The following is a 25,339-nucleotide window of genomic DNA, read 5'->3' as shown; positions in this document are numbered from 1 at the left end:
TAAACCATTTGGAATAAATATGATTTTCTTCTCTTGTTATTATTATCCAATTGATTTACCTACCTACGAAAAAAGCTCTATAATCTCTTCAATAGTTTAACCTACTAAATCGATTATAGAGCCAAAAAAAGAAGATCCAAAGACCTTCTTTCTATTTAAGTACTACTTAAATTATTTTACTGTGCGGATACGCATAGTGTTTGTACCACCTGTACCTACTGGAACACCAGCAACGATAACAATGTTGTCACCAGATTCTACAAGACCTGATTCCAATGCAACTTTTTCAGCAACATCAAACATATCATCAGTTGAGCTTGGTTTTTCAGTAACTACTGGAATAACACCCCAGTTAAGCATCAATGATTTTTGAGTAATTTCATCGAATGTTACAGCCAAGATATCAGCTTCTGGACGGTATTTAGAAATCAAACGAGCAGTGTTACCTGATTCAGTAAGAGCAACAATAAGTTTGATATCCATTGAGTTAGTAGCATCTTTAACTGCAGATGCAACTACTTCAGTCTTAGTTGAACGGTCAAATGTTGATGAATCAAGACGACCATACTCTTTAAGAAGAGTTTGAGCGTTTTTATCAATTGTAGCCATTGTACGAACTGATTCAACTGGGTATTTACCATTTGCAGACTCACCAGAAAGCATTGTAGCATCTGTACCATCGATAACTGCGTTAAATACGTCAGATACTTCAGAACGAGTTGCACGTGGTTTTTCTGTCATTGTTTCAAGCATGTTAGTAGCTGTAACAACAACTTTACCAGCAGCGTTTACTTTAGTGATGATCATTTTTTGGTAAACTGGAACCATTTCGAATGGTACTTCGATACCCATGTCACCACGAGCAATCATGATACCGTCAGCAGCTTCGATGATTTCATCGATGTTATCGATACCTTGTTGGTTTTCGATTTTAGCCAACAATTGAACATGACCGTTACCAGTTTCTTCACAGATAGCACGAACTTCTTGTACGTCTTTTGCAGTACGTACGAATGAGATAGCGATAAAGTTAAGACCTTGTTCAAGACCAAAACGGATATCAGCGTTATCACGTTCAGCAAGTGCTGGGAAAGGAATTTTAGTGTAAGGGATGTTTACACCTTTTTGTTTAGCGATGATACCATCATTTTCAACTTCAACGATGAATTCACGTTTTTCAGCATCTTTGTCTACAACACGAAGACCAAGTTTACCATCATCGATAAGAACTTGTTTACCTACTTCTACATCGTCAAAAACGTCAAGTGCACCTGCAACGTTCAAAGCGATAACGTCGCGAGTTGATTTGATACCTTGTTTAGTAGCAACACGAATTTGTTCACCAGTTTTGTATGCATACTCTTTAGCATCACCTTCGAACAATTCAGTACGCATTTCAGGTCCTTTTGTATCAAGAAGGAAACCTACTTTTTGACCAGCAAGGTCTTCTGCCATACGAACGACATCCATACGTTCACCTTGTTCAGCGTGGTCACCATGTGAGAAGTTGAAACGGAAAACGTTGGCACCTTCCTTGATCAATTGAGCAATGTTTTTAGCAGATGCTTCACGGTCAAGTTTTTCACCCCAGTAACCATCTTCACCAAATTTTTTGCCGCCACGGATTTCAACCGCAGGACCAAGTGTTGCAACGATTTTTACGCGTTTATTCATGATAAATAAAAACTCCCTTATATTTTTTGTCGCCCTAGCGACGGATTAACAATAATTTAAATAACCGAGATTAGCTCAAGTTAGCCAATGAACGGTTAAGGTCTGCAAAGTCAAGACGAGCTTTGTGTGGATTGTTAACGATAATTTTACCGTCTTCAGTAAGACTGAACAAAGCGCCTTCTTCTGCTGTACCAAGGATTGGGCTTTCAACAAGCTCTTCATTGTGGATACCAACAGCTACACCACCAATACCTTGTTTAAGGAGGTCAACCGCATGAGCACCCATCCATGAAGCAAGAACACGGTCACGCGGAGTTGGCGAACCACCACGAACCACGTGTCCAATGTTTGTTGCACGAAGATCTGAAGTATCTCCAGCTTCTTTCATTTTAGCTGCAAATTCTTCAGCACCCATAACACCTTCAGCAAGTACGATTACGTGGTGAGTTTTAACACCTGATTCGTAACCTTCTTTAACTTTACGGACAACTTCGTTGATGTCGTACTCTTCTTCAGGTACGATAATTTGGTCTGCACCAGAAGCGATACCAGCCCAAAGAGCGATATCACCAGCGTGACGTCCCATAACTTCAACGACAAAAGTACGTCCGTGACTGAAAGCAGTGTCTTGAATTTTATCGATAGCTTCTGTTGCAGTTGCAACAGCAGTATCAAAACCAATTGTATAGTCTGTACCAACGATATCGTTATCGATAGTTCCTGGAAGACCAACAGCTGGGAAACCATGTTCAGTCAAACGCATAGCACCATGGTAAGAACCATCTCCACCAATAACTACTACACCTTCGATTCCATGTTTTTTAAGTTGCTCAATACCTTTAAGTTGACCCTCAAGTTGGGCAAACTCAGGATAGCGAGCAGACTGAAGGAAAGTACCACCACGGCTGAGGATGTTGTCTACGCCTTTGGCATCAAGTTGGAAGATATCTCCTTCAACCATACCAGCGTATCCACGGTTAATGCCGAATACTTCAATTCCTTCAGAAATTGCTTTGAGAACAACTGCGCGAGCGGCAGCGTTCATACCAGGGGCATCTCCACCACTAGTCAAAACAGCAATACGTTTCATTATTCCTGATACTCCTTTTATATATTTAACATTTTCATTATAACATAAAGAATTCTAAATGGCTTTAAATTTGAAAAGATTTATTGTTTTTTTATCGTAAAACCGTTTTCAACACATAAGGTGCTAATTCCTGATTAAGTTCCTCGTTCTTGGATACTCTATATCTTTGACTAACGATGGTTTCCTTACTTCCTTGATAACGAATAATGACAGGGATGTTTCCAGGATACTTAGCTAAGATTTGAGAAACGTCTAAGTCCTGATCATGATTCTCAAGTAAAATCCAGAAACGCTCCGTACTAGCTTCCTCCATGTTGGACAAAATTAACTGAATGCGTCCATCACGCTCCTGGGTCCGCCCATCAAGATAAAAGAGACCACCTTCACTTAATTTATCCTTATGATAGAAATAAGTTTCTGGGAATAGAGTAACATCAAGTTTATTGATCCCATCAGTTACGTTCAGAAAGGCCATCTGATCACCTTTTTTAGTTCTGATAATTCGAACGGACTCTAGCTGAACCAAAACCGTCGCCTTAGTATTAACCGTCAAATCAGAAATTGGTTGATAGGGACGAGAGGCCATTTTTTGAGCTAGGTGTAAAGGATGAGGACTAAGCCCAACTCCTAGTAACTCCTGTTCTAAATTATAACGATCCGTCTGGCTATAGTCTTCATAATCAACCCAAGAATAAGAGGACTCTGCAAACAAACTTCCTAACTCATTGACAAAAGTAAAGAGGTTGTTTAAATTGCCAATGATTTTCTGACGGTTTGGTTCAAAAATATCAAACAAACCAATTTGAATAAGAGGTGTCAAAATATCGACTTTCTGATATTTACTAGGAATACGTGTCAAAAAGTCTTCTATAGAAATGTATTTGCCATTTTGTTTGCGATCCTCAATAATCCAAAGGGAAAAATCTCTTGGCAAGCCTTTGATAGTCTTAAGGCCTAATACGATCTTGCCATCTGAAATCTTGTCCAGATAGGGAATCCTATTAATATCGAGTCTAGCTAGGGAGAAGCCATTTTCAATTGCATCCTTAATGTAATCACTAGACGAATAATTCAACATAACGTCATAGAATATCTGTGGGTAGTGCGTTTTGAAATAGGCTAACTGAAAGGCCAAAGCTGAGTAGGCATAGGCATGACTTCTATTAAAGCCATAACCCGCAAACTTAGCCATCATACTAAAGAGTCTTTCAGCAATCTGTGGGTCACGTCCTAACTGACGACTTCCTTCCATGAATTGTTCGGACATCTTGGACATTTCATTGGCATCTTTTTTAGACATCGCTCGACGAAGCAAATCGGCTTTTCCAAGTGTAAAGCCCGCAAATACTTGGGCAATCTGCATAACCTGCTCCTGATAGAGCATGATGCCATAAGTAGGCTCAAGGATTGGTGCAACTACTGGATCAATCAGATCTACTTTTTCCTTACCATACTTACGAGCAATGAAATTATCTGTATAATCGCTGGCTCCAGGACGGTTAAGAGAGGTTGTCGCTACGACTTCTTCGAACTTAGCAGGTTTAATTCGTTTAAGGAGGTTTATGGCACCCGCCTGCTCAAACTGAAAAATCCCCTTTGTCTTACCACTGGCAAAAAGTGCTAGGGTCTGTGGATCTTCCAAGTCAATGGATTTGATATCAATAGTGATGCCCTGCTCTTCTTCAAGCTTCTCCTTCATTTTTTGAACAAAGGTCAAATTACGGAGACCCAAGAAATCCATCTTAAGCAAGCCATTGGCCTCAACTGCGGAGGCATCGTACTGAGTAACCATCATATCCTCACCAGCTTTTAGAGGAATATGATTAGTCAGGTCATCATCACTCATCACTATACCGGCAGCATGAATTGAGGTTTGTCTTGGCTGGCCTTCAATAGCCTTAGCAATTTCAAATGCCCTCTGAAATTCCTGTCTCTGATTAATCAGCTGTCTGAATGACATATTCTTCTCATAGACAGAGGTCAAGTTATCACGAAAAGAAATCTTTTTACTTAGTTGGGACAGTTCAAATTCCTTAGCACCAAAACGTTTAAAAACATCTCGAATAGCCTGCTTGGCTCCAAAGGTTGAAAAGGTAACAATCTGAGCAGAGTGCTTACTACCATAACGGTCCCTAACATAATGAAGAAACTCGCTTCGATAGATATCAGGCAAGTCGATATCAATATCAGGCATGCTATAACGCTCTTCATTTAGGAAACGCTCGAAAAGCAAGTCATTTTTAACGGGATCAATTCCAGTAATGTCAAGAACATAGGCCACCAAGCTTCCTGCAGCAGATCCACGTCCCATTCCCATATAATAACCACGGCTACGCCCAAAGCGTAACAAGTCCCAGACAATCAAGAAATAATCATCAAAGCCCATCTGATGAATGATAGACAATTCTTTGTCTAAACGTTCCTGATAAACTGGTGATGTTAACTTTTTAGACTCCAATCCAGATTGAGCTAATTGACGTAATTGGTCAACAGCAGGCATATCTCGATTAAAACGTGGAAGCTTCAAATCTGTATCAAATTGATAAGTAATGTCTGAAACAAGTTGCTCCAAATTGTTCAAAGCCTCTGGAATATCGCTATAGGCACTTTCCATTTCTTGAGGCGAGAAAAGTAGCTGATTCATAGGACAAATAGAGGCCTCTGACAAGGAAACATTTTGTGAGATGGCATGCAACATCTGAATCGTCGAGCGGTCTGAATTCTCAAAGTAACGCACTGTATGTAAGGGAACCACAGGATAATCAAACTCTTTGCCAGCATCTTCTGGCCTTACCCCAATGAAAACCTCTGAACCAAGTGTCATCCCTGACTCCCAGTCTTCACTCGGAAGGATGAGGGCAATAGCATTCAGATAGTCCGAAAAAGCTGTAAGTTCACGTTGTCCTGAGGAAAGCTCTGTTGCCAACTTCATCAAATTTTTATAGCCCTGATTATTTTTTGCTAATAGACGAAAAGGAATTTTTCTTCCCTCGTAAAATAGATTAGCTTCCATACCAATCAAAGGACGTAAACCGTTTCTACTTGCAAGCTGGGCAAAATGATAAGCAGCATAGAGATTGTCACGATCCATCAAACCAAGGGCTTGATAGCCAAGCTCTTTGGCACGCGCAACGTAGCTGTTCAAATCTACGACACTATCCATGAAACTATAGACGGATTTTGTATCCAATTGTGCAAACATGAAGGCCTCCTTTCTATCTTTCTATTATAGCATACGCTACTAGTAAAAACGCCTCTACCATATTAACTGTTTCAAACAAAAAGAATGAGATAGAACAACATTTTAGACATTGTCCTTATCCCATTCTTTTAAGTGATCATTATTTTTTTACTAACACATCATTGCTTCTGATAGCAAGATTGAATATCAAAGTTTAGAAAAACAACTTAGTCCCTTATTGCCAATATGATGGGCGTTGTTTTTCATAGGCAGCAATCAAATCTTCATATTGAAGAGTGATTCCAATATCGTCAAGCCCTTCAACCAATTTACGTTTCCACTCATGATCGATATCAAATGGAAACTCTCCTGCTGAAGATTTAATGACTTGGTTTGGAAGGTCAATCGTGATTTCCTCACCTGCAGGAAGAGCAGCCAATTTTTGACGTACTTCCAGGGGTTGAACGATTGGCAACATACCATTCTTCAATTCGTTGTTATAGTGGATATCTGAAAATGATCCAGCGATAACACAGCGGAAACCATAGTCTTCCAATGCCCACGCAGCGTGTTCACGAGATGATCCTGAACCAAAGTTATCACCAGTAACCAAAATAGTCGCATCGCGATACTCAGGTTTATTGAAGACGAAATCAGGATTTTCTTCGTAGTCATCATTAAGATAACGCCATTCAAACATCAAATTCTTACCGAAGCCTTTTTTATCAACAGCTTTCAAGAATTGTTTGGGAATGAGTTGGTCCGTATCGATGTTATCATTCATCAAAGGTACTGATTTCCCTGTATAGACGGTAAATTTTTCCATTATCTTCTCCCTTATGCTTGAACTTCTGGCATATAGCGTACATCTACAAATTTACCAGCGATTGCCGCAGCTGCTGCCATTGCTGGACTACAAAGGTGAGTACGAGCTCCATATCCTTGACGTCCCTCAAAGTTACGGTTACTTGTAGATGCACAGTGAACGCCTTCTGGAACATGGTCTGGGTTCATACCAAGACACATTGAGCAACCTGGATCACGCCATTCAAATCCTGCATCCAAGAAAATTTTATCCAAACCAAGACGTTCAGCTTCTTTCTTAACTGGACGTGAACCTGGAACAACAATAGCTGTCAATGTTGGTGCGATATGTTTTCCTTTAACGAATTTAGCAGCTAACTCAAGGTCGCTAAGACGTGCGTTAGTACAAGAACCAATAAAGACATAGCCAAGATCGATATCTTTAGCATATTCGCCAGGCTTAACATCCATATACTCGTAAGCACGTTCATCATTAAAGTCTTTGATTTCTGGGAATGGTTGATCAAACTCAACACCCATTTCAGGGTTAGTTCCCCATGTAACCATAGGTGCCAATTCTGAAACATCAATAGTGATTACTTTATCGTATTCAGCATCTGGATCTGAGACCAAGGTTTTCCAGTCAGCTACTGCTTCTTCAAACTTCTCACCCTTAGGTGCGCAAGGACGCCCTTCAACATAATCATAAGTTTTTTGGTCTGGATTCATAAGACCCATCTTAGCACCAAATTCAATAGACATGTTACAGATAGTCATGCGTTCATCCATTGAAAGGGCATCAATAGCTTCACCACAATATTCAACCGCGTATCCTACACCAGCATCAACGCCATAGCGTGCAATAAGTGCAAGAATAAAGTCTTTTGAATAAACACCTGGCTGTGGTTTACCAACAAATTCAACCTTCATTTTCTTAGGTTTTACTTGCCACAAACATTGTGTCGCAAAGACATGTTCCACCTCAGATGTACCAATACCAAAGGCAATGGCACCAAAGGCACCGTGCGTAGCCGTATGACTATCCCCACAAACTACAAATTTTCCGGGTTGACTACGACCTGTTTCAGGACCAACCATATGGACAATCCCCTGACGAGCAGTACCGTGGGTAGCCGCATCAATACCAAATTCTTCGACGTTTTTCGCCAAAGTATCAATTTGGTTTTTAGAAATAAGGTCACGAATGTTAAAAATATCAACTGTAGGAACGTTGTGGTCTGTCGTACCAAAAGTTAGATCTGGGCGACGAACTTTACGTCCAGCATCACGAAGTCCTTGAAAGGCCTGTGGACTTGTAACCTCGTGAATATAATGCTGATCCACATACATCAATTGTGGTTCGCCCTCGTTTCCAGTAACGACGTGGCGTTCCCAAAGTTTATCAAAAATTGATTTTCCGCTCATAAAATACTCCAAATATAATCTAAGGATTAGCTAATCCGAAAGTCTTGTTAGAATAAGGTATAAAATAACGACATCAATAACAATTCCCATAAGCCAACATAGCTTAAAATACCATTTGTTAATTTTATGTCTAAAAAGTTTTCCACCTAGAAAAGCACCAATACCACCGAAAATCAGAGTCTGCAATAATAATGCCTTCTCAGAAATCCGTCTCTTATGTCGAATAGCCTTGCTTTTATCAAGTCCATAAGCACATAAAACAAGGAGATTCCATACCAACAAAACACTGAGTAACACTAGTTTTAGTGTCATGAGTTTAGAGATTGCTAATAATAGCTGCTGTCATTTCAGCAGTCGAAGCCTGACCACCCAAATCACGTGTCAAGATGCCTTGGTTCAAGGTCTTATCAACAGCATTTTCAATCAATTCAGCCCCTTCAGTTTCATTGAAACTTTCACGCAACATCATAGCTACTGATAAAATCATTGAAATTGGGTTGGCAATACCTTGACCGGCAATGTCTGGTGCTGAACCATGGATAGGTTCATAAAGACTAGGACCATTTTCAGAATGACTGGCAGATGGCATAACGCCTAAAGTTCCTGGAAGGACACTTGATTCATCAGACAAGATATCTCCAAAAAGATTTTCTGTCACAACCACATCAAAACGAGCTGGGTTGGTAATCATAATCATTGCGGCACTATCAACGAGTTGGTGTTCAAGAGTTACATCTGGAAACTCCAAAGAAACTTCATCAGCAATCTTACGCCACAATTTAGAAGTTGCCAAAACATTTTGTTTATCAATGCTAGTGACCTTTTTGCCACGACCTTGGGCAATCTTGAAAGCACGACGCATGATACGACGAATCTCATCTGCTGAATAATCATTGATATCACGAGCCTTATCTTCTTCGATAATATGCTCACCAAAGTAAATCCCACCTGTAAGCTCACGAACAACGACAAAATCTACGCCCTCGATACGCTCTGGTTTAAGAGGTGACAAGTGTTTCAAAGCATCAAAGATGCGGACAGGACGGATATTAGCAAAGAGATTTAGCTCTTTACGAATGGCCAAAAGTCCTTGTTCAGGACGAACTGGCGCATTGTCATATTTTGGTCCACCAATTGCAGCCAAGAGGATAGCATCTGCTGATTTAGCAGCATCCAAAGTTGACTTAGGAAGTGGATGACCTTCAGCATCAATACCAGCACCACCAAATGGTTTGGCATCGATGTCATAATCAAATCCAATTTTTGAAGCTACTTTTTCAAGAACTTCAAGACCCGCTGCCATAATCTCAGGTCCAATTCCATCACCTGAAAGTGTTACGATTTTCTTTGTCATGTTTAACTCCTCTTTGGCTTATGGAAGGTCACGATAAGAAACCTTACGTGCCATCTCACCGGCATTTTCTTTTTGAACCAATGTATTAGCATTGATATAGGCAATTGCTGATGCTTTCAAGACATCAAAGTCCAAACCAGATGCATTGAAAATAGTATCTGTATCTACATTTTCAACAGTTACAAGTACACGCGCTTGCGCATCAATACCATCAGTTACAGCGTCAATATTATAAGAAGTCAAGCGAACTGTTTGGTTGAAGAATTTGTCAATAGCATTGAAGATAGCTTCAACTGACCCTTGACCATTGGCCAAAAATTCTACAGATTCACCGTCTTCATTAGCCAAGCTTACTGTAGCAGTGATTGTTTCATCAGCATTAGTAGTCAAGCGAAGATCTTCGAAGTGGAAACCTTCTGGATTATCTACACTAGTACCAGCAACAAGTGCACGAATGTCTGCATCTGTGATATCATGTTTTTTCCCAGCCAAGACTTTAAATTTGGCAAAGAGTGGTTTGATATCTTCTTCAACAAAGTCAAGCTCAAGTTCTTTCAATTTTTCAACAAAGGCATGACGTCCTGACAATTTACCAAGAGGAAGACTGTTACTCTTCACACCTACCAATTCTGGTGTGAAGATTTCATAAGTTTGTGGGTTCTTAAGAACACCATCTTGGTGGATACCTGATTCATGAGAGAAGGCATTTCCACCAACAACAGCTTTATTTTTAGGAACAGGAATTCCAGAGAAGCGAGAAACAAGCTCTGAAGTATTCATTGTTTCATTAAGAACAATATCACTTGTTGCTTGGAAGAAGTCTTCACGAATTTTCAAAGCAACAGCTACTTCTTCAAGAGCAACATTACCCGCACGCTCACCAATACCATTGACTGTTCCCTGAACACGTCCAGCACCATGTTTAATTGCTGTCAAAGTATTTGCAGTTGCCATACCAAGGTCATCGTGGCAGTGAACACCAAAGACAACTTTATGATCTGATTTAATATTTTCAGTCAAGTGATCAAAAATACGTGCAAACTCTTCTGGAGTCGTAAAGCCAACTGTATCAGGAATATTAATATATGAGGCACCAGCATCAACTGCTGTTTGAACAACTTCAGTCAAGAAATCAAGCTCAGTACGAGTAGCATCTTCAGGAGAAAACTCAACAACTTCAAATTTTGAACGTGCATATGACACATGTTCTTTTACAGCTTCAAGAATTTCTTCTTTTGATTTCTTCAATTTAAACTCACGATGAATCGGACTTGTTGCGATAAAGACATGAATTTGTGGATACTTAGCATCTTTCAAAGCTTCATAACAAGCATCAATATCAGATTTTACTGAACGAGCCAAACCAGTAACAGAAGTTGTTGTCATAGCTTCTGCAATTTGTTTTACTGCCTCAAATGAATCTGGACTAGCTGCAGGGAAACCTGCTTCGATTACAGAAATTCCCCATTTTTCAAGTTGCTTAGCAATGGCAACTTTTTCTTTGATTGAGAAGTTAACTCCAGGTGTTTGTTCCCCATCACGAAGACTTGTATCAAAAAATTCAACTTTACGCATAGACAATCCTCTTTCTAAAAGTAAAAACGATAGTAGTAAAAAAACATCTCACTCGGAAACCCAAGCGAGATGTTTTTACCTCCCGCTTGGTAAGCCAAACAGGACTAATGCTTTTGCACTAGCCCTCATTACGCAATAGCAAAACAGTTGTAGTTGCGAATGTCATTTGACTCATTTCCTTTCGATGTATCTTGGTTAATATGATACATCTTTCCAACTTGAAAGTCAAGGAAAAATTACTGAATTGACTGACTTTTCTGACCACTATTTACATTTATTTTCAAGAAAAGAAAAAAGCTGACCGAAGTCAACTTTTTATTTATTAATGATAACTACTTATCTAAGCTTATTTTCCGAGGTAGTATTCGTTAACAACGTTCAATTTTTCGTCAAATTCGAATACCAATGGTGGAAAGTTTGGAATTTCAACATCCATGATTTCGTCGTCTGACAATTGTTTGATGTGTTTTACAAGGGCACGGATTGAGTTACCGTGTGCACCTACGAATACGTTTTTACCATCTTTAAGAGCTGGAGCGATTTTATCTTCCCAGAATGGAAGGGCACGTTCCAAAGTAACTTTCAAGTTTTCAGCATCTGGAATTACTGAATCGTCAAGTGAAGCGTAACGACGGTCAGTGTGTGCTGAGTGCTCATCATCACGATCCATTGCTGGAGGCAATACATCGTATGAACGACGCCAAATGTGAACTTGCTCATCACCAAATTGTTCAGCAGCTTCTGCTTTGTTTTTACCAGTCAAACCACCGTAGTGACGTTCGTTCAAGCGCCATGATTTTTCAACTGGAACCCAAAGTTGGTCAGATGCTTCAAGAGCCAAGTTAGTTGTTTTGATCGCACGTTTCAATACTGAAGTGTATGCTTGGTCAAATTCGATACCAGCTTCTTTGATCAATTTACCAGCGTCGATAGCTTGTTGAGTACCTTTTTCAGAAAGATCTACGTCAGCCCAACCTGTGAAAAGGTTAGCTTTGTTCCATTCAGACTCACCGTGGCGAGCGAAAACCAATTTTACCATTAGTTATGTCTCCTTTTTATTTTGGGTTATACCCATTTACTCTATCTATTCTACCCAAAAAACCTTGAAAAAGCTAGCAAAATCCAAAAAATTCTGTAAAATTCTATCGCTTCTTGCCTTGACTAAAAGAGACGGTATCAGAATTTTGTTTTAGATACTTTTAGCTGTCCAACATTTCCTTGTTTTAGGCCTCTTTTCATGCTAAAATGAGATGAAATAGTAACATTTTACTTTGTGATCTTTAAGGAGGATCTTATGGTTTCTACTGCTACAAAAGTTGGTCAGTTTACATTTGCTAACTGTCTTATGAATGCCGCTGGTGTTCATTGTATGACTAAGGAAGAATTGGCAGAGGTTGAGGCTTCAGCTGCAGGGTCATTTGTCACAAAAACAGGGACACTTGAGGCCCGTCCTGGTAATCCTGAACCACGTTATGTGAATGTCCCTCTTGGGTCAATCAACTCAATGGGATTGCCAAATAACGGTTTTGAATACTACCTTGACTATGTCATTGAATTGCAAAAGCAACCCAATACAAAAAATCATTTTCTTTCACTTGTTGGTCTCTCACCTGAGGAAACGCACACTATTCTTAAAAAAGTTCAAGAAAGTGACTACGAAGGGCTCGTTGAACTCAACCTTTCATGTCCTAACGTTCCGGGTAAACCTCAAATCGCTTACGATTTTGAAACAACAACCGAGATCCTAACTGAAGTCTTTTCTTACTTTACGAAACCTCTTGGTGTGAAATTACCACCATACTTTGATATTGTGCACTTTGACCAAGCTGCTGCCGTTTTCAACCAATTCCCACTTGTCTTTGTTAACTGTGTGAACTCAATTGGTAATGGCCTTTACATTGAAGATGAGTCTGTTGTCATCAAACCTAAGAATGGTTTTGGTGGTATAGGTGGTGACTACATCAAACCTACTGCCTTGGCAAACGTTCATGCTTTCTACCAACGTTTGAAACCTGAAATCCAAATTATTGGTACTGGTGGTGTCAAATCTGGTCGTGATGCTTTTGAACACATCCTTTGTGGTGCAAGTATGGTACAAGTTGGTACTGCCCTTCAAAAAGAAGGTGTCGCTATTTTTGACCGTATTACTAAAGAACTTAAAGAAATCATGGAAGAAAAAGGTTACGAAACTCTTGAAGACTTCCGAGGAAAACTTCACTACATTGACTAGTCTACAAAAAAAGTTTGGAAGGTCTTCCAAACTTTTTATTATTGATGAGGATTCTCTTATTAGACAAGACCATCATCGTCACGTTCATCCCAGTCTTCAAAAGGATCCTTGCCCTCTTTTTCAGCTTGAAGACGTTTCTGACGAGCTTCTTCGATTTGTTTTTCACTTGGCTTCATCAGTTTGCTAATAGCAACAATACCTGATAGTTTAATAACAGTAAAAACCAAAAGAAAAATCAATACCACTGTTATGGTTTTCATAGATTTCCTTAACTTATTTCGTATAAATCAAAACCCCTAAAATCTTAGGGGTTTTTACATTATTTAACTGCGTCTTTAAGAGCTTTACCAGCTTTAAATGCAGGAACTTTAGAAGCTGCGATTGAGATAGCTTCACCAGTTTGTGGGTTACGACCTTGACGAGCAGCGCGTTCGCGTACTTCAAAGTTACCGAAACCGATCAATTGTACTTTTTCACCTGCAGCAAGGAATTCTTCGATAGAAGCGAAAACTGCATCTACAGCTGCTGCTGAATCTTTTTTAGTAAGCTCAGTTGCTTCTGCAACTTTAGCGATCAAATCTTGTTTGTTAGCCATTGTAACAATCCTCCAATTTATTTCTAAGCGAATAGTTTTTTTAGCGCTTGAACAAGTATTATCTTATCCTAAAAGGCCTATGAGGTCAAGTAATAAACGCTAATTTAATCGCTTTTTTGCAAAAAGTAAAGGCTTTTTAATTTATTGTCTTATAGATGTCAAATTCGATACGGTCATTAACCAAATCAAGGCTTTGAGCACGTGCTGTTATCCCCTTCTCATTCTTCATAGACTGAATATTTAGGGTAACTTTTCCCTTCTTACTATCGATGGCGATGTAATCAGGAAGGTTAGTTGAACGTTTAATCATCTTAAGGACATCCGAAACAGGCAGTTTCAAGGTTCCAGCTGAAAGCTCAGAAACATGAAGTACAATTGCTCCTGATTCACTAACAACTGGCGTAAAGTAGACATAAAGAGGAACAGGATGACCTAAAACCTTATAGCTACTTTCGAAAACAATTTTAGAATTGGTAACCTTGACCTTGAAAAGCATCTTATCGGTCGAATAATCTTGGGCAAAGCCTGTAAGAGCAGCGTCAAGCTCCTCCCTAGTCATACTATACTTACCAATTTTAGTTGCTCCCTTAGGTAGGGATACAGAACTCGTCGTCTCCACTGGAGTCATGATTCTATAGGCCACAACACTAACTAAGGCTAGATTTAAGGCCAAGAGTCCTAAAAATAACCACTTCCATATCTTACTCACCTGACCACTCCTTCTTTGTTTGGTTAATACGTTTCAAAATGGCATCTGACATAATTTGATAACCTGTATTATTTGGATGAAAATGATCATCCTCAAAAAGAGCATCATTCAGGCTATCTTGAGAAGATTTACTAGACTGAGACGAATCATCAGAGCTTGTAACACCGCCCTTACCGTCAATTCCCTTATAAAGCAAATCATTTACAGGAACAAAATAGACATTATCGTACTTCTTGCACACTTCTTCAGTAGATTGGTTCCAATTATCCACGATAGTTTGCATTTCTGTCATCTCTGGAAAATTAAGATAAAAAGGATTGTAAATACCAACAATATAAATTGGCAATGTTTTATTATTCTTACGAGCAAGCTCAATAATCTGTCCCAATCTCTTTTGATAGGCCTGAGCTGGCTTAGTGAAGGTGTCTACATTAAGATTAGTGATATTGTCCTTAATGACATGGATCACATCATTACCACCAACTGTCAGAGTCATCACTTTAGCCTTCTTGAGATCTCTTTGAATATCCTTTTTTTCTTGCATTCTCTTGAGAATTTGATTGCTCGTATTCCCTGCGATACCATAGTTGCGAGAGGTCACTTGCCAGTCAAAATCTGACTCTAAGGCCTGAGACAAAACAGGAACGAAGCCCCCTTGATTACTACTATCACCTACACCTTGCGTAAGGGAATCACCGATAGCAACATAGGTGACCTTTTCATTTTTAATAGATTTGATTTTTTCTGCAATTTTTGATGACTGATGCGTACTAGGAACTACAAAAATGAAGAGACCGACAAATAAAAGAAAAAGCAAGAAGAAGCCTAGGAGGCTTCTAACTAATTCTGATTCTTTCCACTTATTCATAACGAACCATTACGGCAAAGGCGCCTTCACCAGTGTGCGTTTGAATGATGGAACCAGTCTCAAGGATTGAAATTGGAGCGCCCAAAACCCCAAGTTTTTCAGCCATTTCATGTGCAAAATCAGGTGTCCCTGCATAAGAAATACCAATCTCTGCCACTTTGCGGTCCTTGATACCATTAATATAAGAATCTAACCATTTTGTGAATGTCTTAGCACCACGACCCTTAGCAATGGTATTTAACTGATAGTCTTTCAACTCCATAATGACACGGATATTGAGCAATGAAGATAGTAGACCTGTTACACGTCCAATACGGCCACCCTTGACAAGGTTCTCAAGGGTAGACACACCGATATGAAGTTCAGATTTACTTTTCACTTCTTCCACACGTGCTACAATCTCATCAAGACTAGCTCCTGCTTCGGCTAGTTTAGCTGCTTCAACAACCTGAAACTTTAGACACTGATCTGTAAAGCCTGAATCGATGACGGTTACATCTGCTCCTGAAAGGCTAGCGCCTTGACGTGAGGCTTCACATGTCCCAGAGAGGGTGTGCATGATGTGGATAGCCACAATCTGTTCTGCACCTTCTTTGACAAGCTTTTCATATGTCTCAGCAAACAAACCTACTGGTGGTTGGCTTGTCTTTGGTAACTCTTTACTATGCTTCATCATATCCAAGAAACGACCTTCTTCTCGAAGATCACTATCTGAATAGATGACACCGTCCACCATAACCGACAATGGAACAACAGTGATATTATATTTTTCAACCAATTCTGGTTCAATCGTAATTGACGAATCGGTTACAATTCTGATTTTACTCATATTTTTCTCGCTTAACACAAATTTTTATTCTATTATAGCATGACTGGAAAGCTTTTCCCAAGTCTTTTTCTAAAGAGAGTCATCCACCTTTAACAAGGCTCTTGCCTGGCTCAAGGCAGCCTCCGTCACATTATCACCTGCTAACATCTTAGCGATTTCTTGCACCCTTTCCTCAGGTGTCAAGAGACGAACACGAGAGACAGTTGTCTCATTATCACTTTCCTTAGAAATAAAGAACTGATAATCAGCAATGGCAATAACTTGTGGAAGGTGACTGATGGCCAAAACCTGACCATGACTCCCAATCTTATGAATTTTCTGAGCGATGGCTTGGGCAACACGACCTGAAACGCCAGTATCAACCTCATCAAAGACAATACTTGTTTTGTCTTCTTTGCGGGCAAAGGCTGACTTAATCGCTAACATGAGTCGAGATAATTCTCCTCCTGAAGCAACCTTAACAAGCGGTTTAAAGCCTTCACCTGGATTGGTTGAAATGTAAAACTCAACCTGCTCATTGCCATCACGGTTAAATTTCCCTTTAGTAAAGGTAACTTTAAAATCAGCCTTATCCATGTAAAGGTCGCATAACTCGTTCTTAATTTCAGCTTCAAGAGCCTTAGCTATTTGATGGCGTGCCGTTTGTAGTGTCTCTGCAGACGCTAGCAGATCTTTTTCAAGTTGCTTAAGCTCTTGTTCCATGGCATCTGACGAACTGGAATTGCCAGTCAGAAGATTGTACTCTTTACTTGAATTTTCCAGATAATCCAAGACGTCATCAACAGTTCCACCATATTTACGAGTAATTGCATTAATCGTATCTAAGCGGTGTTCAATCTCTTGCAAACGCCCAGCATCAAAGTCCAAATTATCCAAAAGGTCACCTAGTTGCTTAGTGACATCTTCTAAAACATAATAGGCTTCTGATAGATTTCCAGAAAGTTCTTTGTAATCAGAGTCATATTCTTCAAGAGATTGGAGGTCGTTCATGGCAGAACGGACATTTGAAAGGCTTGAAAAATCTTCATTATCCAGCATGACATAGGCATTGGTTAAGGTATCAGCAATCTGCTTATGGTTAAGAAGCTTGTCTCGTTCCTTCATCAAAGCCAAATCTTCTCCTGATTTTAGAGAGACTGCTTCAATTTCTGCAATCTGAAAAGCTAGCATTTCAATTCGTGCCTTATGCTCCTGCTCATTTTTCTGCTTTTCAAGAACAGCTTTTCTTAACTCACGATAGCGGTCAAAATACTCTTGGTATTCTTTCTTTGTTTGGAAAAATTCCTTATCCCCAAAGGCATCAAGCATGGTAATATGCAGAGCAGGTTTCATAAGTTCTTCCTGGTCATGCTGTCCATGGATATCTACCAAGAAGTGCCCAACAGCTTTAAGCGTCGTTAAATTGACCATCTGTCCATTGATGCGACTAACACTTCTACCATTTTGGAAGATTTCACGACGGATAATCAATTCATCCTCGACAGGAATCCCATTATCTTCCAAGATACTAACCAAGGCAGGATTTTGTTCGATTGAAAAGAAGCCCTGAATTTCAGCCTTAGATGCTGAATGACGGACGACTTCGCTTGAGGCACGTGCGCCCAACATAAGATTCATGGCATCTATAATAATGGACTTACCAGCACCTGTTTCACCAGTAAGGACGGTCATACCATTCTCAAAGTTTAGAGAAATCTCTTCAATAATTGCGAAATTCTTTATCGTAATTTCGAGAAGCATAGGCCCTCCTATTCTTCAACCCACTTAATGATTTGCCCCTGTAGTTCGATAGCTGCTAACTCTGACTGAGCCACTAAAAAGAGGGTATCATCGTCAGCAATGACACTAAAAATCAAATGCTTGTACTCATCCAAAAGAATCTTCTTGATGAGGCGGCTTGTCCCAGGTTGAACAACGATATTCATAAAGGCATGTTGACGATCAACACGCAACAAGCGACGGGGCGCAACAGATGTTCCACCTACTCGTCTAGGAACAGTTGAGAGCCCATAGATGTAAGAACCGTCTTCAGTTGGCACCTTGGTAATACCAATTTCATTGATATCACGCGATACAGTCGCTTGAGTAGCCTTTAATCCCTCATTTTGAAGTAATTTTACCAATTCTCCCTGGGTCGTAATTTTATTTTCTTGGACAATCTTTCGGATTAACTCCAAACGATCATTCTTCTTCATTCTTTTTAAACTCCTTATGTGCTTGTGCTACAACTTCCTTAATAGAGGTTTGAGCATCATTTTGAGGAGAATTTGTCTTCTCCAAGTGTGCGAGAAACTCAATGTTACCATGACCACCTTGGATAGGTGAAAAGTTCAGTTCTTTAACTGAAAAGCCATAGTCAACCGCAAAAGCTGTCACTGTTTCTAACACTTTTTCATGGACACTGCTCTCACGGACAATCCCGTTTTTCCCAATTTGTTCACGGCCAGCCTCAAATTGGGGTTTCACAAGAGCAACAACTTGCCCTCCATCAACCAATATCTTAGCCAAGGCCGGTAGAATCAGATTAAGAGAGATGAAGCTGACATCAATTGATGCAAAAGACGGTAACCCTTCCGTAAAATCGACAGGTTCAGCATAACGGAAATTATATTGCTCCATGGAACGAACACGCTCATCTTGACGCAATTTCCAAACCAACTGATTGGTACCGACATCCACGGCATAAACCAGTTTGGCCCCATTTTGAAGCATAACATCAGTAAACCCACCTGTTGAGGCTCCGATATCAATGGTCGTCATACCTTCAACTGACAGATTGAAAACTTCCAAAGCTTTTTCAAGTTTGAGTCCTCCACGACTCACATACTTAAGCTTCTCACCTTTTAGTTTTAACTCAGTCCCGTCATCGATTTTTTCACCAGGTTTATCGTAACGCTCACCATTGATAACATTAACAACTAAACCTGCCATTACGCCACGTTTTGCTTGTTCTCGTGTTTCAAAAAGGCCTTGTTTATAAGCCAAGACGTCTACTCTTTCCTTAGGCATGGAGTCGTAACCTTTCTATGATTTCTATAATACTGTCTTTCTTGAAACCTTGAGTCTCAGCTAGATTTTGGAAAATAGCCTCAGCTTTACTAAGTGATTCTTCGAGGATAGCATGTGATTTTTCCAGACCAAGAAGAGCTGGATAGGTTGATTTTCCCGCTACTACATCTTTTCCAGGTGTCTTTCCAAGTTCTTCGAAATCAGCAGTCACATCCAAAATATCATCACGGACTTGAAAGGCAAGACCAATCAGGCGACCAGCTTCTTTCAGATTTTCCAAAACCTCTAGATTTTTTTGAGCAACAATACCAGCCGCCACAAAAGGAAAGGTTAAAAGCATACCTGTCTTATGCTCATGAATTTTAGCTAGTTGCGATAAATCTAGTTCCTGACCTTCCCCCTTCATATCCAACATCTGGCCACCAACCATACCGAAGGTGCCTGAGGAATGAGACAATGCTTGAATCAATTGAACTCGAATTTCTGCTGATAGCTCTGTTTGGGCCAGGAGATCAAAGGGATCCAAAAAGAGAGAATCGCCAGCCAATATCGCCGTTGCTTCATCAAATTTCTTATGGTTGGTTAAACGTCCTCGACGGTAATCATCATCATCCATAGCCGGCAGATCATCGTGAATCAGACTTCCAGTATGAATCATTTCAAGACTCGCTGCAACATCGAAATGACTAGGAGTTAGCTCTAAACCAAATCCTTCAAGTAAATCTAAGAAAATCAGTGGACGAATACGCTTACCGCCACTATCAACTGAATAAAGAATAGCAGTGATTAAATCACTTGATACAGGAAGATTCTTTTTTTGGTAGTAATCACGGATAGCCGCATCAATTTTATTTAGCTTGCTCATTAGGCATCCATTTCCGTTTCTGTACCATCTGCTTGCATAACCTTAACTAGTGTTTTTTCAGCATCTTCCAAGGTCTTCTGCAAATCCTTAGACAAGGCCATACCTTTTTGGAACTCAGCAATAGCATCCTCAAGAGCAACATCACCTGTTTCGAGCTTAGTGACAATGGCTTCTAAGTCCTGTAAATTTTCCTCAAATGTTTTTTTAGTTGACATTTTTCACCTCTACTTCTAGTTCTCCATCTCTCATTTGGACGGTTAATTGATCACCTTCGGTAATATTCTTGGTACTGGTTAAAGGTTTATCATCTTTTTTGACAATGGCATAGCCCCTTGCAACAATACGGCTAGTATCTAGAGACAATAAAGCATCCTGTGCCTTTTCTAATCTCACACGGTTACCATTAATGGTGTTCTTAGTTGTGGTCACCAATAAACGTTGCAAAGACTCTCGACGGTCTTGATAGTTCTGAACACTGATCAGAAGATTTAAGCCTTGTAACCGTTGTTTCAAAAGTTCCGCTTTTTTTTGCTTTCGATCGAAATCTTGACTCACGAAGGTTTCAAGCCTTGTTGTTAGTCGATCCAACTTTTGTAAATAACCATCATATAGGCGCTCAGGTTGCCTAAAGACAACAGATTGTGACAGTTTAGCCAAACGTTCTTGATTGTACTGTATACGTCTCAAACAGGCTTGATAAGCTCTATTTTGTCTTTCACGAATCCAAACCAAGATATCGGCCTTTGATACTGGAGTAGCAAGTTCTGCCGCTGCTGTAGGTGTAGCAGCCCTACGATCTGCAACAAAGTCAGCCAAGGTCGTATCTGTTTCGTGACCAACACTTGAAATCACAGGTAGACGACTCTCAAAAATGGACTGAACAACAATTTCCTCGTTAAAAGCCCAGAGGTCTTCAATAGAACCTCCACCACGACCAACGATAAGTAAATCTAGGTCATCCCTTTGATTGGCTTTTTGGATATTTTCAGCAATTTCCTGTGCAGCTCCTTCACCTTGAACCTTGGTAGGGAAAAGTAAGATTTCTACCCCTGAAAAACGACGACTAACGGTCGTAATAATATCTCGAATAACCGCACCACTAGGACTTGTGACAACCCCGATTTTTTTGACAAAATTAGGCAGCGCTTGCTTATGACGATCATCAAAGTAGCCTTCTGCAGTCAATTTTTTACGAAGCTGTTCAAACTGGATAGCCAAAGCTCCAATACCATCCGGCTCAGCCTTCTCGATAATAATGGAATAAGAGCCACTAGGCTCATAAATCTGGACACGACCTACGACATTGATTTTCATCCCTTCTTCGAGTTCAAAACCAAGTTTTTTGAAAACTCCAGCCCAAATCGTCGCCTGAATAACAGCTCCTTCATCCTTAAGCGAAAAATATTGATGACTCGGGCGGCGACGAAAATTGGAAACCTGTCCCGTCAAATATACCCTCTCTAAATAAGGATCACGGTCAAATTTCATTTTCAAATATTTGGTTAAGGATGTGACCGATAAATAGTCTGACACGACAACTCTCCTTTATTTAACCTATCCTCGAAAACCTGAAGACATTAAAAAAGTTCTGTAGAACCATCATCCCCAAATCTTCTCAGTCAGCTTTTTAATTGTATACACGATTACCTTAAATTATACCAAAAAAGACTGTCAAAAGACAGTCTCAACCACCATAGTCAGGTGTTTTATATAGTTTCATTAATCGGTTGTATAAGTTTTTGAAACGACGTCCCAAGAATCGCTTGAACCGTCAATACCACCATAAGCTTCGAGTTGTCCCTTCTTATCTACACGGAAAAGAAGAACATCATTACCATAGGCATCATAAAGTTGAGCATAAACTAGGTTATCATCATCATCCGTCCATGAATAAACATTCCAACCTAGATTTTTATAATTTTCTCCAGTTGAACCTTGTTCTTTAGCATAGGTAGAAACAACCCAGTCTTCTAACTGTTGGTCAGACAAAGATGAGGTATCAACTTGAGAGGATTGGTTATCAGATGATGCTGCAGCTGCTTCCTTGCTTTTAGCCAACTGACCGTTTTTCCATGGATTTGTTACACTCTCTTTTTGGTTATTACTATACCACATCAAGGTAACCACAGGAATAACCACTGCAAGTACTGCAACAACTCCAATTACCCATCTAATGATATTAGGATCTTTGAGTTTATCAAAACTCGTAACTTTTCTTCCCTTTGTAGTTTCATTTTTACGACGTCTAAATTCGCTCACAGCTTTTTCCTCTTTTTCTTGAAAGTAGTCCCTTTTTTTCTTTTCCTCTTGTTCCAAGAGTTTTTGCACTTCCCTACGACCCTGCGGATCACTCGTTTGAGCCAATGAAATCTGCAACTGAAAAATACGATTATCCAAAGCTTGCTCATATTCTTTGGCTGCTTCTCTATCACCATTATCAGCTAAGGCTCTCAGATACTCTTCATTACTGAATTCAGCCATTCACTATATCGCTCCTGCTTCTAAATCGTTTCTTCTATTTTCTTAAAGCCTGAGACTTTTGTCAAGTTACTAGTTTGTAACAAATTCTTACAGCTGTAAAAAGCCGAAGAAAGTCACATTCTCCAGCTTATTTCTTAGTTGTTTCTTTATAGTACTTACAATAACTTTGAAGAGGACATGTCTGACACTTAGGATTCTTAGCCAAACAATGATAACGTCCAAAGAAAATCATACGGTGATGACTGATAATCCAATCCCTCTTTGGGATTTTCTTCATCAGTTCCGCTTCGATTTCTTCTACACCAGCATCCTCTGGCACGATATTTAGCCTTTTAGATACACGCGAGACATGCGTATCTACAGCAATAGAAGGAATACCATAGACTTCAGCCAATACTACATTAGCCGTTTTTCGTCCCACACCAGGCAGACTTTCCAATTCCTTATGCGTTTTCGGAACCTGTCCATCAAAATTCATTAAAACAGCTCTAGCAGTCTTGATGATGTTCTTTGCCTTATTCTTATAAAGACCGATTGTTCGCAAACACATCTCAACATCATCAAGATTAGCAGAAGCTAAATCCTCAATTTCTGGATAACGCGCCCACAAGCCTGGTGTAATTTTGTTAACAGCCTTATCAGTTGTCTGTGCCGATAAAATAACAGCAACTAACAGCTGGAAAGGAGTTTCCCACTCCAACTCTCCATGAGCATTGGGAAACATCTCTCCCATGAGAGCTAGAGCCTCATTAACACGTTTTCTTCCTAACATTATTGGCCACCCCATAATTGACGGGCTGCATCCATACCTGTTTTGAAGTCGTCCGAAACTTGGTGATGTTGCTTCTTACCTTGATGCTCCAAACGACGCTCTTCAACTTGAATTTTCGTCGTAATACCACTCAATTTCCAGTTACGCAGAACCCCTTTGATGTAATTCCAATTTGTCTTGCGGTTAAATACTGCTTCTTTCAAAGCCTCACGGATAAGTTCGGGATCAGTATGTTCTTCTTGGATTTCCTTGTTTAAATCTTCGATAACCATAGGATTCAAGATTCCCAAAGCTTGTTCTAACTCATCTGTTAATTGCTTGATGAGTTGTGTATTGGTTGGCTGACCAACTACAGGCCCGGTCGTTGTCTTTTCATTGCTCACTAACTTATCCAAAACTGCCAAGGCAGGTGAAGCATCTACAACCATTTCAATTTCATTATTAACCTTAATAGTCGTGAAATCAAGGAGTCCAGCCTCAGTCAGTGTCGTAATACTTTTATTAACCTCAGTTGGTGTCTTTCCAGTTGCTTGCGCTATCTGACTAGAAGCTACTTCTCCAATCTGAGTTGTCGTTTGTAGATAGAGAAATTGCCAAACCAGAAAGTCATCCGCAGATGGAAAAATATCCTTAAAGTGGAAAAATAAAGCATTAGGAAGGACCAGATTGCCTGATCGATACTGTTCAAAAAAACTCATATTTACCTTTCAGAGTAGATAGACACCCCAAAAAGTCTTTATGCGCTCACATAAATCTTTTGAGACTGTCTACTACAAATAACCGTAGAATGAAAAATCGTCTTCCAACTCTTCTAAACGATAAGGTGTTTCTTGATATACCGCATAATTAATCCAATTGCTAAAGAAAGCAGATGCCGCAAGATTCCAACGAAGTTTAGGCTCCTGACTTGGATCATCCTCTGGGAAATAGTTTGCCGGTACGTCTGGATTAATCCCTGCATCCAAATCTCTTCGGTATTCTCTGGCTAGAGTATCACGGTCATATTCAAAATGACCGAAACTATATACTTCACGAAGATTCTTACTTGCTAAGATGGATAAACCGACCTCTGGTCCTGACACAACAATATCTAAATCCGTCTTGTTTTTAATATCCTCGAGCGTAACCTCAGTATAGCGAGAATGTGGTGACACAAAGCTGTCATCAAAGCCATTCATAAGGAAGTTTTCAGGCATGTCAACCGTTTGTTTATAGATACCAGATAGTTTCTCTGACAATGGGACCTTGTCGACTCCATGCTTATAATAGAGACCTGCTTGAGCTCCCCAACACAGATGAAGGGTTGAATAGACATGCTTTTTAGACCAGTCAAAAACCTGTGTCAATTCTTGCCAATAATCAACTTCTTCAAAAGGTATTTGCTCAACAGGAGCACCTGTTACGATGAGACCATCATAATACTTATGCTTAATTTCATCAAAAGTCTTATAAAAGGTTTCCATATGTTCTGCATGGGTATTTTTTGACTTATGACTAGTCATATAAAGGAACTCGACGTTAATTTGAAGTGGCGTATTGGCCAAAAGACGTAGTAATTGAGTTTCCGTAACTTCTTTAGTAGGCATAAGGTTAAGGATTAAGACCTCCATTGGTCGAATATCCTGGCTACTAGCTCTGTTCTCATCCATGATGAAGACATTTTCCGAACGCAATACATCAAGAGCTGGTAACTTATTATCAAGTTTTATAGGCATAACAATATCTCCATCCTTATTTATTCTATATTCATATTATAAACCGGGGAGGTATTGTTATCAAATATATATTTTCTCTAGTTAGCTATAGCTTTAAACTATATTTAGAGGCCACCTTTGTTTTAAAAGAGTTAAAAAGGCCCTAAGGCCTTTTGTTAGTTCA

Annotated in this window: 25 protein-coding genes; 1 reads left to right on the top strand and 24 read right to left on the bottom strand. The window is 39.7% G+C overall.

Features of this window, described 5'->3' with window-relative positions; all coding sequences use genetic code 11:
* Window positions 1-171 precede the first annotated feature (171 nt).
* The 9 genes from pyk to ACT170_RS02460 form a co-directional block, all read right to left on the bottom strand.
* Entirely contained in the window at window positions 172-1,674 is a 1,503-nt protein-coding gene (gene pyk, locus ACT170_RS02500) for a pyruvate kinase (protein ID WP_002884118.1), read from the bottom strand.
* A 70-nt stretch (window positions 1,675-1,744) separates the two neighbouring features.
* Window positions 1,745-2,764, bottom strand: coding sequence for a 6-phosphofructokinase (pfkA, locus tag ACT170_RS02495; protein ID WP_002884051.1), 1,020 nt, complete (start codon window positions 2,762-2,764; stop codon window positions 1,745-1,747).
* A 91-nt stretch (window positions 2,765-2,855) separates the two neighbouring features.
* A complete protein-coding gene (locus tag ACT170_RS02490) occupies window positions 2,856-5,966 on the bottom strand; it encodes a DNA polymerase III subunit alpha (RefSeq protein ID WP_038675841.1) in 3,111 nt (1,036 codons plus the stop codon).
* A 214-nt stretch (window positions 5,967-6,180) separates the two neighbouring features.
* Window positions 6,181-6,771: a 3-isopropylmalate dehydratase small subunit gene (gene leuD, locus ACT170_RS02485; protein ID WP_002884116.1), complete on the bottom strand. Its 591-nt coding sequence runs from the start codon at window positions 6,769-6,771 to the stop codon at window positions 6,181-6,183.
* A gap of 11 nt (window positions 6,772-6,782) precedes the next feature.
* Window positions 6,783-8,174: a 3-isopropylmalate dehydratase large subunit gene (gene leuC / locus ACT170_RS02480; RefSeq protein WP_022496499.1), complete on the bottom strand. Its 1,392-nt coding sequence runs from the start codon at window positions 8,172-8,174 to the stop codon at window positions 6,783-6,785.
* 30 nt (window positions 8,175-8,204) lie between these two features.
* Window positions 8,205-8,486, bottom strand: coding sequence for a DUF1294 domain-containing protein (locus tag ACT170_RS02475; RefSeq protein WP_022496500.1), 282 nt, complete (start codon window positions 8,484-8,486; stop codon window positions 8,205-8,207).
* Window positions 8,487-8,490: 4 nt separating this feature from the next.
* Window positions 8,491-9,528 (bottom strand): 3-isopropylmalate dehydrogenase, encoded by a 1,038-nt coding sequence (gene leuB / locus ACT170_RS02470; protein ID WP_037610968.1) that lies wholly within the window; start codon window positions 9,526-9,528, stop codon window positions 8,491-8,493.
* Window positions 9,529-9,546: 18 nt separating this feature from the next.
* Window positions 9,547-11,103: a 2-isopropylmalate synthase gene (locus tag ACT170_RS02465; RefSeq protein WP_004182645.1), complete on the bottom strand. Its 1,557-nt coding sequence runs from the start codon at window positions 11,101-11,103 to the stop codon at window positions 9,547-9,549.
* Between the two features lie 346 nt (window positions 11,104-11,449).
* A complete protein-coding gene (locus ACT170_RS02460) occupies window positions 11,450-12,142 on the bottom strand; it encodes a phosphoglycerate mutase (protein ID WP_002884137.1) in 693 nt (230 codons plus the stop codon).
* 255 nt (window positions 12,143-12,397) lie between these two features.
* Here ACT170_RS02460 and ACT170_RS02455 point away from each other — a divergent pair, with 255 nt between their 5' ends.
* Complete coding sequence (locus tag ACT170_RS02455; protein WP_037601112.1) at window positions 12,398-13,333, top strand: dihydroorotate oxidase; 936 nt, start codon at window positions 12,398-12,400, stop codon at window positions 13,331-13,333.
* 59 nt (window positions 13,334-13,392) lie between these two features.
* Here the strand turns inward: ACT170_RS02455 and ACT170_RS02450 are convergent, their stop codons facing one another.
* The 15 genes from ACT170_RS02450 to metA form a co-directional block, all read right to left on the bottom strand.
* A complete protein-coding gene (locus ACT170_RS02450; protein WP_002883994.1) occupies window positions 13,393-13,593 on the bottom strand; it encodes a hypothetical protein in 201 nt (66 codons plus the stop codon).
* A 59-nt stretch (window positions 13,594-13,652) separates the two neighbouring features.
* The gene (locus tag ACT170_RS02445) at window positions 13,653-13,928 is read right to left on the bottom strand and encodes an HU family DNA-binding protein (protein WP_002884048.1); all 276 of its coding nucleotides are present in this window, start codon (window positions 13,926-13,928) and stop codon (window positions 13,653-13,655) included.
* A gap of 136 nt (window positions 13,929-14,064) precedes the next feature.
* Window positions 14,065-14,637, bottom strand: coding sequence for a YpmS family protein (locus ACT170_RS02440; RefSeq protein WP_048674598.1), 573 nt, complete (start codon window positions 14,635-14,637; stop codon window positions 14,065-14,067).
* Window positions 14,630-15,505: an SGNH/GDSL hydrolase family protein gene (locus tag ACT170_RS02435; protein ID WP_247922537.1), complete on the bottom strand. Its 876-nt coding sequence runs from the start codon at window positions 15,503-15,505 to the stop codon at window positions 14,630-14,632. The genes ACT170_RS02440 and ACT170_RS02435 overlap by 8 nt, the downstream gene beginning before the upstream one ends.
* Window positions 15,498-16,334 carry a DegV family protein gene (locus tag ACT170_RS02430; RefSeq protein WP_038675834.1) on the bottom strand — a complete coding sequence of 279 codons (837 nt, stop codon included), beginning with the start codon at window positions 16,332-16,334 and terminating at the stop codon, window positions 15,498-15,500. Before ACT170_RS02430 ends, ACT170_RS02435 begins: the two co-directional genes overlap by 8 nt.
* A gap of 69 nt (window positions 16,335-16,403) precedes the next feature.
* Entirely contained in the window at window positions 16,404-18,074 is a 1,671-nt protein-coding gene (gene recN / locus ACT170_RS02425; RefSeq protein WP_038675832.1) for a DNA repair protein RecN, read from the bottom strand.
* An 8-nt stretch (window positions 18,075-18,082) separates the two neighbouring features.
* Window positions 18,083-18,529: an arginine repressor gene (locus ACT170_RS02420; protein WP_048674586.1), complete on the bottom strand. Its 447-nt coding sequence runs from the start codon at window positions 18,527-18,529 to the stop codon at window positions 18,083-18,085.
* Window positions 18,516-19,343, bottom strand: coding sequence for a TlyA family RNA methyltransferase (locus tag ACT170_RS02415; RefSeq protein WP_181671184.1), 828 nt, complete (start codon window positions 19,341-19,343; stop codon window positions 18,516-18,518). The genes ACT170_RS02420 and ACT170_RS02415 overlap by 14 nt, the downstream gene beginning before the upstream one ends.
* On the bottom strand, window positions 19,336-20,208 hold the full coding sequence (locus ACT170_RS02410; protein WP_070476336.1) for a polyprenyl synthetase family protein: 873 nt from the start codon (window positions 20,206-20,208) through the stop codon (window positions 19,336-19,338). Before ACT170_RS02410 ends, ACT170_RS02415 begins: the two co-directional genes overlap by 8 nt.
* Complete coding sequence (locus ACT170_RS02405) at window positions 20,208-20,423, bottom strand: exodeoxyribonuclease VII small subunit (RefSeq protein WP_002884058.1); 216 nt, start codon at window positions 20,421-20,423, stop codon at window positions 20,208-20,210. Before ACT170_RS02405 ends, ACT170_RS02410 begins: the two co-directional genes overlap by 1 nt.
* Window positions 20,413-21,741, bottom strand: coding sequence for an exodeoxyribonuclease VII large subunit (xseA, locus tag ACT170_RS02400; RefSeq protein ID WP_021144302.1), 1,329 nt, complete (start codon window positions 21,739-21,741; stop codon window positions 20,413-20,415). The genes ACT170_RS02405 and xseA overlap by 11 nt, the downstream gene beginning before the upstream one ends.
* A gap of 186 nt (window positions 21,742-21,927) precedes the next feature.
* Window positions 21,928-22,689 (bottom strand): hypothetical protein, encoded by a 762-nt coding sequence (locus ACT170_RS02395; RefSeq protein WP_444817990.1) that lies wholly within the window; start codon window positions 22,687-22,689, stop codon window positions 21,928-21,930.
* A 127-nt stretch (window positions 22,690-22,816) separates the two neighbouring features.
* Window positions 22,817-23,461 carry an endonuclease III gene (nth, locus tag ACT170_RS02390; RefSeq protein ID WP_247916048.1) on the bottom strand — a complete coding sequence of 215 codons (645 nt, stop codon included), beginning with the start codon at window positions 23,459-23,461 and terminating at the stop codon, window positions 22,817-22,819.
* Window positions 23,461-24,159, bottom strand: coding sequence for a DnaD domain-containing protein (locus ACT170_RS02385; protein ID WP_014634316.1), 699 nt, complete (start codon window positions 24,157-24,159; stop codon window positions 23,461-23,463). The genes nth and ACT170_RS02385 overlap by 1 nt, the downstream gene beginning before the upstream one ends.
* Window positions 24,160-24,231: 72 nt before the next feature.
* Window positions 24,232-25,176: a homoserine O-acetyltransferase MetA gene (gene metA, locus ACT170_RS02380; RefSeq protein WP_444817989.1), complete on the bottom strand. Its 945-nt coding sequence runs from the start codon at window positions 25,174-25,176 to the stop codon at window positions 24,232-24,234.
* Between the last annotated feature and the right edge of the window lie 163 nt (window positions 25,177-25,339).

Source organism: Streptococcus sp. cx1 (assembly GCF_052384325.1).
Lineage (GTDB): Bacteria > Bacillota > Bacilli > Lactobacillales > Streptococcaceae > Streptococcus > Streptococcus salivarius_G.
This window is presented reverse-complemented; position numbering and strand designations above follow the sequence as displayed.

Bases quoted from the DNA above. Each gene is read 5' to 3' on its own strand.
- pyk (WP_002884118.1), bottom strand. From the start codon at position 1,674: ATGAATAAACGCGTAAAAATCGTTGCAACACTTGGTCCTGCGGTTGAA.
- pfkA (WP_002884051.1), bottom strand. From the start codon at position 2,764: ATGAAACGTATTGCTGTTTTGACTAGTGGTGGAGATGCCCCTGGTATG.
- ACT170_RS02490 (WP_038675841.1), bottom strand. From the start codon at position 5,966: ATGTTTGCACAATTGGATACAAAATCCGTCTATAGTTTCATGGATAGT.
- leuD (WP_002884116.1), bottom strand. From the start codon at position 6,771: ATGGAAAAATTTACCGTCTATACAGGGAAATCAGTACCTTTGATGAAT.
- leuC (WP_022496499.1), bottom strand. From the start codon at position 8,174: ATGAGCGGAAAATCAATTTTTGATAAACTTTGGGAACGCCACGTCGTT.
- ACT170_RS02475 (WP_022496500.1), bottom strand. From the start codon at position 8,486: ATGACACTAAAACTAGTGTTACTCAGTGTTTTGTTGGTATGGAATCTC.
- leuB (WP_037610968.1), bottom strand. From the start codon at position 9,528: ATGACAAAGAAAATCGTAACACTTTCAGGTGATGGAATTGGACCTGAG.
- ACT170_RS02465 (WP_004182645.1), bottom strand. From the start codon at position 11,103: ATGCGTAAAGTTGAATTTTTTGATACAAGTCTTCGTGATGGGGAACAA.
- ACT170_RS02460 (WP_002884137.1), bottom strand. From the start codon at position 12,142: ATGGTAAAATTGGTTTTCGCTCGCCACGGTGAGTCTGAATGGAACAAA.
- ACT170_RS02455 (WP_037601112.1), top strand. From the start codon at position 12,398: ATGGTTTCTACTGCTACAAAAGTTGGTCAGTTTACATTTGCTAACTGT.
- ACT170_RS02450 (WP_002883994.1), bottom strand. From the start codon at position 13,593: ATGAAAACCATAACAGTGGTATTGATTTTTCTTTTGGTTTTTACTGTT.
- ACT170_RS02445 (WP_002884048.1), bottom strand. From the start codon at position 13,928: ATGGCTAACAAACAAGATTTGATCGCTAAAGTTGCAGAAGCAACTGAG.
- ACT170_RS02435 (WP_247922537.1), bottom strand. From the start codon at position 15,505: ATGAATAAGTGGAAAGAATCAGAATTAGTTAGAAGCCTCCTAGGCTTC.
- ACT170_RS02430 (WP_038675834.1), bottom strand. From the start codon at position 16,334: ATGAGTAAAATCAGAATTGTAACCGATTCGTCAATTACGATTGAACCA.
- recN (WP_038675832.1), bottom strand. From the start codon at position 18,074: ATGCTTCTCGAAATTACGATAAAGAATTTCGCAATTATTGAAGAGATT.
- ACT170_RS02420 (WP_048674586.1), bottom strand. From the start codon at position 18,529: ATGAAGAAGAATGATCGTTTGGAGTTAATCCGAAAGATTGTCCAAGAA.
- ACT170_RS02415 (WP_181671184.1), bottom strand. From the start codon at position 19,343: ATGCCTAAGGAAAGAGTAGACGTCTTGGCTTATAAACAAGGCCTTTTT.
- ACT170_RS02410 (WP_070476336.1), bottom strand. From the start codon at position 20,208: ATGAGCAAGCTAAATAAAATTGATGCGGCTATCCGTGATTACTACCAA.
- ACT170_RS02405 (WP_002884058.1), bottom strand. From the start codon at position 20,423: ATGTCAACTAAAAAAACATTTGAGGAAAATTTACAGGACTTAGAAGCC.
- ACT170_RS02395 (WP_444817990.1), bottom strand. From the start codon at position 22,689: ATGGCTGAATTCAGTAATGAAGAGTATCTGAGAGCCTTAGCTGATAAT.
- nth (WP_247916048.1), bottom strand. From the start codon at position 23,461: ATGTTAGGAAGAAAACGTGTTAATGAGGCTCTAGCTCTCATGGGAGAG.
- ACT170_RS02385 (WP_014634316.1), bottom strand. From the start codon at position 24,159: ATGAGTTTTTTTGAACAGTATCGATCAGGCAATCTGGTCCTTCCTAAT.
- metA (WP_444817989.1), bottom strand. From the start codon at position 25,176: ATGCCTATAAAACTTGATAATAAGTTACCAGCTCTTGATGTATTGCGT.